This window comes from Microbacterium sp. HJ5 (assembly GCF_054824025.1).
In genome coordinates this window covers 20,965-36,430 of record NZ_JSYE01000026.1, presented here as the reverse complement: position 1 = coordinate 36,430, position 15,466 = coordinate 20,965, and the positions used below count along the sequence as shown (strand labels likewise).

General features: G+C 72.6%; 7 protein-coding genes. 4 read left to right on the top strand and 3 right to left on the bottom strand.

All coding sequences use genetic code 11. The features are described 5' to 3' along the window. Positions 1 to 3 precede the first annotated feature (3 nt). Both OB08_RS12300 and OB08_RS12295 read right to left on the bottom strand, forming a co-directional pair. The gene (locus OB08_RS12300; RefSeq protein ID WP_461475123.1) at positions 4 to 1,017 is read right to left on the bottom strand and encodes an aldo/keto reductase family protein; all 1,014 of its coding nucleotides are present in this window, start codon (positions 1,015 to 1,017) and stop codon (positions 4 to 6) included. Between the two features lie 83 nt (positions 1,018 to 1,100). Continuing rightward, positions 1,101 to 1,847, bottom strand: coding sequence for an SDR family oxidoreductase (locus OB08_RS12295; RefSeq protein WP_461475121.1), 747 nt, complete (start codon positions 1,845 to 1,847; stop codon positions 1,101 to 1,103). A 107-nt stretch (positions 1,848 to 1,954) separates the two neighbouring features. Here OB08_RS12295 and OB08_RS12290 point away from each other — a divergent pair, with 107 nt between their 5' ends. From OB08_RS12290 to OB08_RS12280, 3 genes are read left to right on the top strand one after another with little or no spacing between them, the layout of a single operon-like run. After that, complete coding sequence (locus OB08_RS12290) at positions 1,955 to 5,710, top strand: AAA family ATPase (RefSeq protein WP_461475119.1); 3,756 nt, start codon at positions 1,955 to 1,957, stop codon at positions 5,708 to 5,710. Beyond that, complete coding sequence (locus OB08_RS12285) at positions 5,707 to 12,741, top strand: hypothetical protein (protein ID WP_461475117.1); 7,035 nt, start codon at positions 5,707 to 5,709, stop codon at positions 12,739 to 12,741. Before OB08_RS12290 ends, OB08_RS12285 begins: the two co-directional genes overlap by 4 nt. Beyond that, positions 12,741 to 13,259, top strand: a complete 519-nt coding sequence (locus OB08_RS12280; RefSeq protein ID WP_461475114.1) for a Pycsar system effector family protein — start codon at positions 12,741 to 12,743, stop codon at positions 13,257 to 13,259. The genes OB08_RS12285 and OB08_RS12280 overlap by 1 nt, the downstream gene beginning before the upstream one ends. Before the next feature lie 16 nt (positions 13,260 to 13,275). Here OB08_RS12280 and rlmN read toward each other — a convergent pair whose 3' ends face one another. Continuing rightward, entirely contained in the window at positions 13,276 to 14,520 is a 1,245-nt protein-coding gene (rlmN, locus tag OB08_RS12275) for a dual-specificity RNA methyltransferase RlmN (RefSeq protein ID WP_461475112.1), read from the bottom strand. Positions 14,521 to 14,616: 96 nt separating this feature from the next. Between rlmN and OB08_RS12270 the strand changes: the two genes are divergently transcribed. Then, entirely contained in the window at positions 14,617 to 15,462 is an 846-nt protein-coding gene (locus OB08_RS12270; RefSeq protein ID WP_461475110.1) for a hypothetical protein, read from the top strand. The last annotated feature ends 4 nt before the right edge of the window (positions 15,463 to 15,466 follow it).

Here is a 15,466-nt window from a genome sequence, read left to right as displayed (position 1 = left end):
GACTCAGACGACGCGGGTCTTCGGCGACACGGTGTACGTGTCTTCGGGATCGTCGTAGACCGCACCCGCGAGGGCCGTGTCGATCGCGGCCATCGTGTCGGCGTCGAGCACGACGCCGGAGGCCTTGACGTTGTCGGCGAGCTGCTCAGGGCGGGAGGCTCCGACGAGCGCCGCCGCGACGTTCTTGTTCTGCAGCACCCACGCGATCGCGAGCTGCGGCATCGTGAGGCCCGCCTCGGCCGCGATGGGCTTCAGCCGCTGCACGGCCTCGAGCACCTCGTCGCGCAGGAAGCTCTTGATGAAGTTCGCACCGCTCTTCTCATCGGTCGCGCGCGAGCCCTCGGGCACCGGCTGACCCGGCAGGTACTTGCCGCTCAGCACGCCCTGCGCCATCGGCGACCACACGATCTGCGAGATGCCGAGCTCTTCGGACGCAGGGACGACCTTGCCCTCGATCACGCGCCACAGCATCGAGTACTGCGGCTGATTCGAGATGAGCTGGATGCCGTGGGCCTTCGCGAGCGCGTGACCCTCGCGCAGCTGCTCCGCCGTCCACTCGGAGACGCCGATGTAGAGGGCCTTGCCCTGGCGGACGATGTCGGCGAACGCCTGGAACGTCTCCTCGATCGGCGTCTCGTAGTCGTAGCGGTGCGCCTGGTAGAGGTCGACGTAGTCGGTGCCGAGCCGCTGCAGCGAGCCGTTGATCGACTCCATGATGTGCTTGCGGCTGAGGCCGGTGTCGTTGGCCCCGCGCGGGCCGGTCGGCCAGTAGACCTTCGTGAAGATCTCGAGCGACTCCCGGCGCTGACCGGCGAGCGCCTTGCCCAGCACCGTCTCGGCGGCGGTGTTCGCGTAGACGTCGGCGGTGTCGAACGAGGTGATGCCGGCGTCGAGCGCCGCGTGGACGGTCTCGATGGCCGCCGAGTCGTCGACCTGCGAGCCGTGCGTCACCCAGTTGCCGTACGTGATCTCCGAGACCTTGAGACCGCTGTTGCCGAGATACCGATAGTTGACCATCCGTCCACGCTAATGCGGGGCGGATGCCCGGGCTTCGCCGGTTCGCCGTGCGCGGACGGCGGTCGCCGAGGCCTCCCCATGCGCTAGGCGCGCTCGAGCCACTCCTCGAGGGTCACCGGGTCGAAGATCGCCTCGCCGACCGGCACCAGGCTCGTCTCGACGACCGTGCGCCCGAAGTACCCGGTCGCCGCGGGATCCTCGACGATCTCGCGCGCGTCGCCGCGCGCGGCGAGGAGGCGGCCCAGGAACGCGGCGAGAGGCTCGCGATCGGGCCCGGCGACCTCGACGACTCCGGCGGCCGTCGCGAGCGCGGCATCCGTCACCACCTTCGCGACGGCCGACGCGGCCACGGGCTGCAGCGCGACGGGGGCGACCCGCACGACGCCGTCGACCGTGCTGCCGTCGGCGATGTCGGCGAGGAATTCGAAGAACTGCGTCGCCCGCACGATCGTGTACGGCACGGTGCCCGCCTGGACGAGGCGCTCCTGGGCCACCTTGCCCGCGAGGTAGCCGCGCGCGCCGGGGTCGCGGTCCACGCCGACGATCGACAGGACGACGTGGTGCCGGACGCCGGCGCGCTCCTCGGCGGCCAGCAGGTTGCGCGCGGAGGCGGTGAAGAAGTCGACGGATGCCCGCTCGCCGAAGTCGCGAGGGTTGGTGACGTCCACGAGGGCATCGGCTCCGGCCAGCGCCTCGTTGAGACCGGTGCCGGCGGCCGCGTCGACGCCGGTGGACGGCGACGCGACGATCGCTTCATGACCCTCGGTCCGCAGCCGCTCCACCACGAGCGAGCCGATCAGCCCGGTACCGCCCAGCACCACGATCCTCATGAGCGCACCGTAGCGCACACCGCGGCGCGGTGAGATAGTGACAGGAGCACGACATCGGCCCCCGCGAAGGCTTGTGTCGAAAGGGGTTCCCTGGGGAAGCGGGTCGTATGGCAGCTCGCGTCGCGGCGTCGGACCTCGTCCCCCGCCTGCTCGTCGAGCACGGCGGGCCGGCGGGGCGTCAGCTGCGCGTCGAGGGCACTGCCGTCCTCATCGACATCTCGGGTTTCACGACCCTCTCGGAGCAGCTCGCGGCGGCGGGACGCGAGGGCACCGAGCAGCTCATCGCGACGCTGTCGCGCATCTTCACGGTGCTTCTCCCCGCGACCGACGACGGCGGCGACATCCTGAAGTTCGCGGGCGACGCGCTGTTCGTCCTGTTCCGCGGCGAGGACCACGCGAAGCACGCTGCCCACGCGGCGTGGAACATGAACCGCGTGCTCGCGGCGATCGGCGACGTCCACCTTCCCGCCGCACGGGCGCGGCTGCGCATGTCGGTGGGCGTGCACACCGGCACGTTCGAGCTGCTGCTCACCGGCACCGACTCGGTGAGCGTCGTGCTCGCCGGTGCCGCGACCGATCGCGTGCTCGAGCTGCAGGGCGCGGCAGAAGCCGGGCGCATCCTCCTCAGCGCCGAGACGGCCGCTCTGCTGCCGCCCAAGCAGTCCGCCCCGGAGGACGCAGTCGACGGGGCGTTCCGGCTGCTGCGCGCGGGCACCGTGCGGGCGCACTCGCTCCTGGCCCTCAACACCGGCTCTCCCGGCGCCGGCGACCGCTTCCTGCCGAAGGCCTTCCGGCAGCGACCCGACCTGCTGAGCGCGGAGCCCGATCACCGGTGGGCGGCGATCGCTTTCGTTCAGGTGAGCGGCCTGCCCGCCGAGCCCGCCGATGACGACCTCGCGCGCATCGACGCGCTCACCGCCGTGGTCGAGTCGGCGCTCGCCGACACCGGCGCGACCCTCCTCGACGTCGATCCCGCGATCGGCGGCTACCGCTACTTCCTCACCGCGGGCGCGCCGACGACGACGGAAGACCCCGAGGGCCGGCTGCTGACAGCCGTGCAGCGGATCGTCGCGTCCGACACCGGCCTGACCGTCCGGGCGGGCATGACGTCCGGCCGCGTCTTCTCGGGATTCGTCGGAGCGATGCACCGCCAGACCTTCACCGTCATGGGCGACTCGACGAACCTCGCAGCCCGGCTCACCGCCCGTGCCGCCCCCGGCACGGTGCTCGTCACCCGCTCGGCACTGGCGCGATCGGCGGTGGTGTTCGACGCCGAGGACGGTGGCGAGATCACGGTCAAGGGAAAGGCCGAGCAGATCCCGGTCGCCGTCGTCACGACGTCGGGCCGCCGCCCCGACGGGGTGATCGGCGACGTCCCGTTCCTCGGACGCGACGCCGAGCTCGGCCGGCTCCTCGCGCTGCGGGATGCCGCGGCCACGGGGTTCGGCGGAGCGATCACGATCTCGGGCGGCGCGGGGGTCGGCAAGTCGCGCCTCCTCGCCGAGGTCGCCGAGCACAGTCCGCTTCCCGTGGTGCGCGTCAACGGCGACCGCTTCGCCGGCGCCGCCCACCGCGCACTGCAGTCGCTGCTGCGCCCGCTCCTCGGCATCGCGGCCGAGGAGCCGGCCGACTCCGCCGGTGCCCAGCTCGCCGACGCGGTCGCCCGGCTGCGCCCCGCGCTGGCGATGTGGGTGCCGCTCCTCGCACCGATGGCCGGTGCCGAGGTCGAGCCGACCCCCGCCGTCGACGCCCTCGACGACGCCTTCCGCCAGGAGCGCGCACACGCGGTTCTCGGCCGCCTGCTCGAAGACCTCCTCCCCACCCCGACCCTCGTCCTCATCGACGACGGGCACTGGGTCGACGAGGCGTCGGCGGCCGCGTTCGCCCACGTCTTCTCGGGCGACACCGCCCACGCCGTGCTCGTCGCACGCCGCGACGCCGAAGGCGGGCTGACGCTGCCCGGGCAGACGGTCGAGCTGACGGGGCTCACCGAGGACGCGGCATCCGATCTCGTCGAAGCCATCGCCGGGCACACCCTGCTGCCGTCGGACATCGCGCCCATCGTCGCGCGGGCCGAGGGCAATCCGCTGTACCTCAGCGAGCTGGCCGCCGCATTCGCGTCGGGCAGCGAGACGCTCGGCATCGAACAGCTCGTCGGCGAGCGCATCGACGCGCTGGCGGAGCAGGAGCGCGCGGTCGTGCGCCGGTCGGCCGTGCTGGGGTGGGGCGTGCCGGTCGGCCTGTTCGTGCGGTGGGTCGGCCCGATCGAGCTCGCCGACGCCGAGGGGGTCTCCGGCTTCCTCGAGCGCCTCGAGGACTCGGTGCGCTTCCGCAGCCCGCTGTTCCGCGACGTCGCGTACGAGCAGCTCAACTTCCAGACGCGCCGCGAGCTGCACCGCGCTATCGCGGCGGCCCTCGAATCCGAGCCCGAGCTGGCGGCGGGGCCGGTCGAGCCCATGCTGGCGATGCACTACGAGGCCGCCGGCGACCTCGCCCTCGCGTGGCGGGCCGCCTGGGCGACGGCGCAGGCCGCCGAGCAGGCGTTCGCCGTCGAGGACGCGGTCGCCGCCTACCGGGTCGCCGTCGGCGCGGCCTCGCGCACCAGGCCCCAGCCTTCCGAGCTGATCACCCTGTGGCGGGGGCTCGCCCGCACGGCCGTCGCGAGCGGCCGCGCCGGCGAAGGCCTCGACGCGCTCGACAAAGCGCGGGCACTGGCATCCGATCCGCTCGATCGCGGGCGTATCGACGAGGACCGCGCGTACGCGCTCAACGTCCTCGGGCGCCCGGCCGACGCGGCAAGCGCGCTGCGGACCGCCCGGCGCACCGCCACCCGCGCGGGTGCCGAGGGCCGCGCGCTGCTCGCGGGCCTCTCGGTCACCGAGGCGGGGGTGCGCCTGCGCCAGGCGAGGTGGGCCGACGCGCAGCTGCTCGCCCGCGAGGCGATCGACCTGCTCGACGGCGAGGCGACGACCGACGAAGAGCGGAAGATCCTCGCGGACGCCTTCCGCTATCACGACATCGCGGCGGGCGAGCTCGACGGCGATGCCGCCATGACCCACCTGCAGCGCGCCCTCGACCTGTACGACCAGATCGGCGACGAGCTGTCGCGCTCGAAGGTGCTCAACATCCTGGGAGCACGCGCCTACTACCGGGGCGCCTGGAGCACGGCAGCAGGCCTCTACGCGCAGGCGCAGGACGCGGCCGAGCGCGGCGGCGATGTCGTGGGCGCCGCGATCGAGGCGGCCAACGCCGCCGAGATCCTCATCGACCAGGGCCGCGTGGACGACGCGCTTCCGCTGCTGAAGTCGTCGCGCCGCGTTTTCGAGGGGTCCGACAACCCCTATCTCGTCGCCTTCGTCACCGGCTTCCAGGGCCGCGCGCACCTGCGCGCCGGAGACGCGCGGGCCGCGGCATCCGCCTTCGAGACCGCCGCACGCGGCTTCGAAGCGCTCGATGAGGCGGATGCCGTGCTCGACGTCCGCGCGCGGCGCGTGCACGCGCTGCTCGATGCGGACGACATCGCCGGGGCCCGCGAACTGGCGGCGGAGCTGGAGCCGCTCGCGGCCGCCGGTCCTGCTGAGAGCCTGCTGCTGCGGGCCCGCTCGCGCCTGGCCGTGGCCGACGGCGATCACGACGGCGCACGCGAGCTGGCCCGCGCGGCGGCCGACGCCGCCGGTCCGGTCATGTACGACCGGGCGCTCAGTCTCGCCGACCTGGCCGCCCTGAGCGGCGCCGAGGGTGCGCTTCTCCACGCAGAAGCGGATACTATCCTCGGCGAGCTCGGTGTCATCGACGCGCCACGCCAGACGGCGTCCGAAGACCAGGCCGCCGCCACCCCCGTCTCCGAAGCAGAGCCATCATGACCGCCGTTCCGCGCCCGCGCCGGAGCCTCCGGCGCGCCGTCGGCGTGGCGGCGACCGCGACGCTGATCGCCGCGGGCCTGGTGAGCGTGGCGGCCGCGCCCGCCGCCGCGGACGTCGCGCCGCTGCCGGCCGAGGCCGATGAGCTGCTCGTCTCGCGGACCGATCAGGGCGTGTCGGGAACGCCGTACCTCACGCCCGACGGCCAGAAGGTGGCGTATGTCTCCACCGCCGGCGACCTCGTCGCCGGCACCCAGCCCGAGACCCCGAACATCTTCCTCGCGACCGCCCTCCAAGGCTCGGGCGACCCGTTCTCGGGTGCGCCCCGCCTCATCAGCACCCCCGATGCGTCACTGGACGACGAGCCCGCCGACGACATGAGCTACGACCCGGTCGCGAGCGCCGACGGCCGCTACATCGCGTTCGTGAGCCATGCGACGAACCTCGTGCCCGGGGGCGGGACGCCCGGCCGCGCCAGCGTCTACGTGCACGACGTGCTCTCGGGCGCGACCTTCCGCCTCGACGCCGGCAGCGAGCCCGACGGCGACTCGTTCGAGCCCGACATCAGCGACGACGGCCGGTACGTCGTCTTCACGTCCGAGGCGACCGACCTGTCGGCGGGCGACACGAACGGCGCGCCGGACGTGTTCGTCGCCGCGCTCGACGCCGACGGCGACGGCACCCGCGGCGACCTCGCGATCACGCGCCTGCTCGCGAACGCGAACGTGCCCGGTGGGCTGTCGCAGCCCGCCATCAGCGGCAACGGCGAGTGGATCGTCTACACGTCCACCGTCGACGATCCCGCCGACGAGACGCTCGAGCCCGGAGACGTTCCGTACCTCTTCCGCAGTCACCGCACAGGGACGCAGACCCTCCGGCTGCTCGAGGGGGCCCACGACGGGGCCGTCGATGCCACCGGCACCGCCTTCGCGGCGATCGTCGACCAGTGCGAGGGCGCGCCCGTCATCGCCGGAGCCACGGTCGACGCCCTCCAGAGCGTCTATGCGACGGGCGTTGGCTGGAACCTCGTCGACCGCCGCGTCGGCGAGATGTGGAACCCGGTCATCTCGGCCGACGGATCGACCATCGCGTGGTCGACGACCCAGCCGGAGTACGACTTCGACCTCGGCGGAGCGGTGCCCGATCCGCTGCCCGAGCCCGTCGTCCGCATCGCTCACCCGTCGTGGTGGGACGCGAGCGCGCTCGAGGTGCAGTGCGCGGGCATCATGCCCGACGAGACGACCGAGCTCGGGGTCGGCGACGCTCCGAGCATCTCGGCGTCCGGCAGGACCATCGCCTTCGGCGGCCCGACCGACATGACCGCGGCCGAGCGGTCGGTGACCGCCGTCGACCTCCACACCCACGACGGCCTGTCCGTGTCGAACACCATGGGCGAGCTGACCGTGCCCGGCTACGTGACGAGCGTGGCGGTGTCGGACATCCCGGTCTCGGCGGTCACCGACTACGGCGCCGCGCTCGCGGACGCGCCCATCTACCGCCTCCCCATCTACCGCCTCCCCATCTACCGGCTGCCGATCTACCGCCTGCCGATCTACCGGCTGCTCATCGGCGACTCCCCCATCTACAGGCTCGGCGTCGACGACGCGCCGATCTACCGGCTCCCCATCTACCGCCTCCCGATCTACCGCCTGCCGATCTACCGCCTCGACATCCCCGGCGGATGGACGCAGCTGCTCGAGCCGACGCCGTTCGCGGGCGACCTGCAGCAGAGCGTGACGCTCGCCGATGTGCTCGCCTGGGCGCAGGAGACGCTCGAGAGCTCGACGGCCTCGACGGACGAGAGGGATGCCGCGACCCTCATCCGGAGCCTGTCGATCGACGACGTGGGGCTCGACGGCACCGGGATCGACGCGCTCTCGATCGCGTCGCTGATCCTCGGCGGTGCCCGGCTGTCGGAGGTGCCGGTCGCGGGCTCGGGCGCGAACTCCGAGCGATGGCAGGCGCTGGTCGACGCGCAGTCGCTCGGGGTCGAGGTCGACGACGAGATGGTCCTCGCCGAGCTCGACGCCGCGGGGCTCGACGTCGCCCAGAGCGGGATCGACGCGGTGCGCGTCAACGAGCTCCCGCTCGACGCGACGATGTTCGACGAGCTGCCGATGGCGCCGTCCGGCGGCCGTCCGGGCCTGTTCCTCGAGAACACCCCGCTCGGCGAGCTCGCGGTGGACGCCCTCGGCGCCGAGGCGCAGGATGCGCTCTTCGGAGAGCCCCGAACCGGCACGCTCGCCGAGAACGCGGCGGATCTGCTCGAGACGGCGACCGTCGCGGATCTGGCTGCGGGAGCGCCGGACTCGGTCACGTTCGGCATGCTGCTCTTCTCGATCCTCGACAGCGCCAGCTATCCGTGGGAGCAGATCGATCCGACGGTCATCCCCGCCGGCGTGACGACGGGCGAGGCCGCCGATTGGGGCTGCGACGGCAACGACCGGTGCGGCCGCTATGCGCAGTTCCAGTTCACGTTCGATCCCGGGCCGGGCGAGCCGACGACCTTCGCCGCACCGACCGCGTCGATCGTTCTGCCCGCCGCCACGCGAGCCGAGGGGGTCGAGGCGGGCGGCTCCGGACCGGGGTACGCCGCGGGGATCGATCAGGTCTACGCCGGACCGGTGCAGACGGACGGCTCGCTCGTGCGCCTCCCGCTCGCCGACGCGGCCGGCGGCACCGTGCACGCGGTGTCGGTGACGTACTCGTCCAGCCGGCAGCCCGGCGCCTGGAGCTCGAAGGCCGAGCTGACGAGCGGCGACCTGAGCGCGCACGACGAGATCTTCCTGGACGCGCCGCAGGTGTACTACGACGTCGCGGACCACAACCGCACCCCCGAGGGTCAATGGGCGGGCACACCGGTCGTGCTGACCGAGGGCGTCGTCCACTACGAGTGGATCTCCCCCGCGTGGATGGACCTGGACGACTTCGGCCGGCCCATCCAGGGCCCCGCCCAGGACGAGGACTGGTATTACGTCAAGCCGCCGCGGCCGGGCGAGCGTCTGGTGGTGTCGTCGAACGCCGCCGACGGTCAGATCGCGCTCTCGCTGCTGCGACCCGAGCAGACCGAGTCGCCCCTCGGCGTGGCGAGCCTGGGCGATGCTCCCGGCACCGCGGTGACCGAGCAGGAGGGGCGGGATGCCGCCTCCCCGGCCGAATCCGGAGCCGATGCGGGCGCCCCGGTGCCCGGTCAGGCGCTGGTCGACCAAGCCGTCGTCGGCGGAGACGGCACCGCGATCATGCAGGCATCCGCCGACGCCGCCGATGGCGCCGAGAACTGGCTCGTCCGCGTCACGAGCGGCAACGGCCTCGCCAGCTCGCAGCTGTACTCGCTGCGCGCGCGCTACGTCCCGGAGCAGCCCGAGCAGCGCTGCGCGCCGTGGCAGGCGCCCCTCGACGTCGAGCTGGAGGACCCGTTCGAGCCGTGGCCCGCGGTGACGAGCGATCCCGTCGGGTCCGGCACCAACACGATCTACCTCACCGACACCTCCCGGTTCCGCGCGATGTACGGGCTGGAGGCGACCGACGAGGTCACCGCGGCCATCCGTGCGCTCGACGGCACCGGCGCGGTCGGCGACGCCACGGTGCAGGGCGCGATCCTGTCGATCGACACCGACCCCGCCGTCGCGGCGGCGCGCGCGGCGCTCGACCAGCAGCCCTGCTCGATGACGGCTCGCCGCGCCCTGTCGTCCGCGATCAACGCGTTCGTGGCGGGCGAGACGGGCGACGCCGAGAACATCGCGTCCATCGTGATCGTCGGCGGCGACGACATCGTGCCGTTCGCGCCGGTCGCGCAGCACACCGCGCAGTTCAACGAGGCGAGCCACGCCGCACAGCTCAAGCTCACCGAGCAGCTCGACGGATCGGCGTGCCCGGCCGACCTGTCGGAGGGCGAGATCGACCCGTGCGCGACGCCGCTCTCGGCGGCGGCCGCGGGCGATTTCATCCTGAGCGACGACCCGTATGGTCTCGCCGACGCCTATCAGTCCCTCGGCGGCTACCTCTACGTGCCGACCGTGGCGGTCGGGCGCCTCGTCGACTCGCCCGACCAGATCCGGGGCCAGCTCGACCGGTTCCGCTACGCCGACGGCATGCTCGACGCCGACTCGGCGCTCACCGGGGGCTACGGCGCCTGGGCGGAGCTGCCGCAGCTGGTGAGCGAGAACCTCGCCTGGCGCCTCGGCGGGGGTGACGAAGCGCTGCCCGAGCCGTGGTCGAAGGACGACGCCGAGTCGCGCCTGTTCCCCGACGACGACAGCGACGCACCGCGCATCGTCTCCCTCAACACCCACGCCGACGAGCGCCGCCTGCTGGCCGGGGTCGACGGCGCCGAGGGCGGCGCCGCCGACGAAGCCGACATCATCGACGCCGATGACCACGCCCCGCCGGACGTGCCGCCGGCCGACGAGGTCTTCGACCCGAATGCGGCCACCAGCCCGCTGGACGGCTCACTCGTCTTCATGATCGGATGCCACGCCGGCAACAACCTGCCCGCGGCCTACTACGGCGACGACGCGACCGACTGGGCGGACGTCTTCTCCCCCGCCGGCGGCTTCGTCGGCAACACCGGGTTCGGCCTGGCGAACAACGTGACGACCGCGCTCAGCGAGCGACTGCTGGCGCTCTACGCGGACTGGATCGGCGTGCAGACCGAGGACGGCGCGGTGTCGTCGGGCGGCGCCCTCGCCTTCGCGAAGCAGTCCTATCTGGGTGGCCTCGGCCTCTACACCGGGTACGACGAGAAGGTCCTGATGCAGTCGGTGTACTACGGAATCCCGATGTACGCCTTCGAGGATTCGACGAAGGACCTCCCCCTGCCGGAGGCACCCGATCTGCAGATCGTCGAGGGCGAGGACGGCCTGTCGTCGGCGTCGCTGTCGCTGACGCCTTCGTTCGGCACCGTCACCCGCGAGGACCCGTCGGGCCGCCTGGTCACCTACGTGACCGTCGGGGACGAACTGCCGCTCGCCGCCGCGGGGCAGCCGATCCTCCCGAAGGTGGTGACGCGCATCCCGTCCTCCGACGAGGCGGGAAACGTCCCCCGCGGGGCGCTCATCACGGGGCTGACGTCGTCGTGGAGCGGCACGGTGCGCCCCGCCATCGGCGATCCGGGAATCGGCGTCGAGCAGAGCGGCGTCACCAAGGACGCGATCGCCTTCCCGTCGTCGTTCACGGCGATCTCGCGCCAGGACTCTCCCGCCGGGCCGGTCGACCTGCTGGTCACGACGCCCGCCAGCGTGCAGTCCGCCGCGGGCGGCCTCGGCCGGATCGAGACGTTCCCCGCGATGGAGATCGAGGTGCTGTACGGCGCGGACGACGACATGGTCGCGCCCGTCGTCAGCTCGACCGAGCAGCGGGGCGCGCAGTTCAGCGCGTCGGCGTACGACGCCGACGGCGAGGTCGTCCGCGCCGTGCTCCTCGTTCAGCCGGGAGACACCGCCGAAGACGACGCGGAGCGCGAATGGGAAGCGGTCGAGCTGGTGCTCGATCCGTACGGCACGTGGCGGGGCGAGCTCCCGTCCTCGGTCTCGGGCGCCTACCGCTGGATCCTGCAGGTCGTCGACGCGGCCGGGAACGTCACGACGGACAGCGCCCGCGGCCGGATCCACGTCGCGGGCGCGCCCGCGCCGGCGCTCGGCGAGGCCGGCGACGCGGTGACGGTCACCGCCGGCGAGCGGGTGGTGCGCAGCATCCCGATCACGAACGTCGAGCCGGGTGCGATCGTCACCGGAACCTACACGCTGCGTGACGAGAACGACGAGGAGAGAGCCAAGGGCGCCGTCACTGTGAAGCCCGCGGTCGACGGGACGGTGCACGCCGTGGTCGACCTGGTGCCCGACACCCCGGGCTCGTACCGGGTGTCGGTGACGGCCTGCGGCGGCGACCTCGACTGCGGCGATGCGGCCGAGTTCGCGCTGACGGTGAAGCCCGCCAACACCGCTCCGACGGCCACCGTGTCGCTCGACGGCGACGACGTCTCACCCGCGAGCGTGCTGACCGCGGACGCCGCCGGCAGCGACGCCGACGACGACGTCGTGACCCTGTCGTACCGCTGGCTGCGCAACGGCGTCGTGCTCGAGGGCGAGACCGTGGAGATGCTGTCGCTCGACGGCATCGCGGCGCCCGGCGACGTGATCCGCGTCGAGGTCGTCCCCGACGACGGGAAGACCGCCGGACACGCGGCGTCGGCCGAGGCGGTCGTCGGCGACGACAAGCCGCTGCCGACGATCGCGGTGTGGGCGACCTCGGCCGGCGAGACCTACGACGAGGGCACGTGGGCGACCGACGACGTCGTGGTGTCGTTCACGTGCACGGGCGCAGGCGTCGTGTGCCCCGTTCCCGAGACCGTCTCGTCCGACACCGCCGGCATCCGCGTGGAGCGGTCGGTCACCGACGCGCTCGGCCGCATCGCCACCGCGGGCATCACCGTCAAGCTCGACGAGACCGCCCCCGCGCTCGCCCCGACGGTGTCGCCGAACCCCGTCGCCGTGGGCGGCGCCGCCGTCGCCGTGCCCGCCGCGACGGACCTCGGCTCGGGTGTCGCCTCGCAGTCGTGCGACACGCCGAGCACGGGGACCGCCGGGTCGAAGACCGTAGCCTGCCGCGCGACGGATGTCGCCGGAAACAGCGCGACGGCGACGGCGTCGTACACGGTGATCGCGGCGTCGGCGGCGTGCCGCTCGGGCAGCAGGGTCGTCCTGCAGCCGGTGAACCCGGACGGCTCGAGCGTCTTCGCACGGATCTCCGGCGTGCCGGTCGTCTTCCGGCTCTGCGACGAGTTCGGCCGCGTCGTGACCGCCAGGGGCGCCGTGACCGGGGTGACGCAGGTCTCGTCGACGCCGCTGCCCAAGAAGGGCCCGGCGGTCAATGAGCTCCCCCTGCTTCTGCCCACGGTGAAGCCGGTCTACGTGCCGCTGACCGGACTGTGGGCCGGCTCGATCGGCTCGGCCACGCTCAAGGGCGGACTGCAGTACACGTACCGGGTGAACCTCGCCGACGGCACGTCGTTCACGTTCTCCTTCGGGGTCAAGTGATGGCCGACGAGAGCGCGCCGGCGACGGATGCCGCGGCCGATGCGCTCGCGGCGACGATGCTCGCCGAGGTGACGGCCGAGATCGCGCACGCCGACGAGAAGGCGTCTCTCCTCATCGGCAGCCTGGGAATCGCGTTCTCGATCGTGCTGAGCGGGCTGCTCGGAGGCGACTGGACGACCGAGACGCTGTCGACCGTCGGGCTCGCCCTGTGGGTCACCGGAGCCGCGGCGGCGATCCTGTCGGTCGTGGCGGCGGCGCTCGCGGTCTGGCCCCGGCTCACGAAGGCGCCGCAGAACGGCGTCATCGCGTTCTGGGGGCATGTGCAGGGCCAGGCATCCCACCGCGCGCTCATGGCGGCGATGGCGCAGAAGGCGATCCCCGAGCCGGAGCGCACCTACCAGCAGCTCTTCGTGCTCTCGGCGGTCGTGCAGCGCAAGTACCGGTTCATCCGGTGGTCGATGGCCCTCGCGGGCGTCGCCGCGGTGCTCGTGGCGATCGCGTTCCTGTTCGTGGTCTGACGCGGCCCGGCGCCGCTCAGCCCTCTAGCGGAGTGACGGCTGCGACGGCCTGGTCGTCCTCCGTCGCGACGAGCTGGCCGCACGCGCCGTCGATCTCCTTGCCGCGGGTGTCGCGGAGCGTCGTGGGGATGCCGGCGTCGTTGAGCCGCCGGACGAACTCGTTCTGCACCGGCACCTCGGAGGCCGTCCAGATCGAGCCCGGGGTGGGGTTGAGCGGGATGGGGTTCACGTGCACCCAGCCGCGACCGCGTGCGTTGAGCTTCTCTGCAAGGAGGTCGGCGCGCCACGCGTGGTCGTTCATGTCCTTGATGAGCGCGTACTCGATGGAGACGCGCCGGCCGGTCTTGTCGAAGTAGGCGCGGGCGGCGTCGAGCGCCTCGTCGACCTTCCATCGCGAGTTGACGGGGATGAGCTCGTCGCGGAGGCGGTCGTCGGGAGCGTGCAGCGAGAGGGCGAAGGTCACCGGGATGTCCTCGTTCGCGAGCTTCGTGATCGCGGGGACGAGTCCGACCGTCGAGACGGTGACGCCGCGCGCGCTCATCCCGAGGCCGTGCGTCTTGTCGGTCATGACCCGGACCGCCTGCATGACGCGGGCGTAGTTGGCGAGCGGCTCGCCCATGCCCATGAAGACGATGTTCGACACGCGCTCGGCGGAGTGGTCGTCGCGCTTCTTGCCGCCGAGCTGCCCTTCGGCGATGAGGCGATTGGCGCGCACGATCTGCTCGACGATCTCGGCCGCGGACATGTTGCGCGTGAGCCCGGCCTGGCCTGTGGCGCAGAAGGGACAGTTCATGCCGCACCCCGCCTGCGACGACACGCACAGCGTGATGCGTCCGGGGTAGCGCATGAGCACCGACTCGACGAGTGCGCCGTCGTGCAGCTTCCACAGGAACTTGATCGTGTCGCCGCGGTCGGTCTCGAGACGTCGCACCTCGGTGAGCAGGGGCGGCAGCATGCCGTGCACGAACTCCTCGCGCCCCTCGGCGGGGAGGTCGGTCATATCGGCCGGGTCGTGGGTCCAGTGGGTGAAATAGTGCTTCTCGAGCTGCTTGGCGCGGAAGCCCGGGAGCCCGAGCTCCTTGACCTTCGCCACACGCTCCTCGGGGGTGAGGTCGGCGAGGTGCACGGGCGGCTTGCCCCGCTTGGGACTGGCGAACTGCAGGAGGGGGCGGCCCTCGGCATCCTTCTTCTGCGACCATCCCTCCGTCGCCGGACGCACCTGACGGGGCTTGGTCGTGCGAACGGGAGGCTCGGAAGTCATGGTTCGAGGGTAGGGGACGCACCTGAGCGCGAGCCCGAACCAGGACTACCGTTGGTCGCGTGGACGCCACCGGCGAGTACGCGAGGGAGCGGTGAGATGGATGCCGCGACCCGTTCCGAGCTGCAAGGACTCCGCCGCCGCGCGTTCGGTCCCGAGGCCGACATCGACGCCGACGACGAGGCGCTGCTGCGGCTGATCGAGCTCGAGGAGCTCGTCCTGCACGACCACGACGAGGCGCCCGACGAAACCGCGAGCACGGTGCAGGCGGAGCCTCCGCGGCGGCGGCGCGGGACGAGGCATCCGCTCCCCCCGCCCGGAGCGGCGGACCCCCCGCCGGGCGACGAGCCTCCGGGAAAGGCGTCGCAGCGCCCCCGTCGGCGGTGGCCCGCGATCGTCGGCGCGGCGGTCGCACTCGCCGTCGTCGCGTTCACCGCTGTGCGGCTGGCCGTGCCCCCGGAGGAGCCGCCCAACGCCCGTCCCACGCTCTCCGCGGCGTTCCAGGACGGACGGGCCGCCTACTCGTTCGCACGCGACACCGAAGCCGTCACGCTCCTGCAGATCCCGCTCGACGGCTCGTTCGGCGGCTTCATCAACCTTCCCGGCGACGGTCACGTACCCGAGTTCCCGACGGACGGCCAGGTCGACTGGGCCGTGCATCTCGGCGAGTACTACGGGTGGGATGCCTGGATCGCCGGCGCGATCGTCGACACGACGTGGCTGCGCCGCGAGCACTGCGTGCTGGTCGAGCGGGGAGAGATGACCCGCGGTCGCTGCGTGCCCGCAGCGATCCGCTCCGAGAGCGCGCTCCTCGTCGACATCCCCTACACCTACACGTCCGACGAGGACCGGCCGGCCGGCATGACCGAGGATCAGCGGCTCGGCTTCTGGTGGCACCGGGACGAGGCCGTGACCGTGCTCCTGGGCGACGATCCGGTGCGCTGACAGG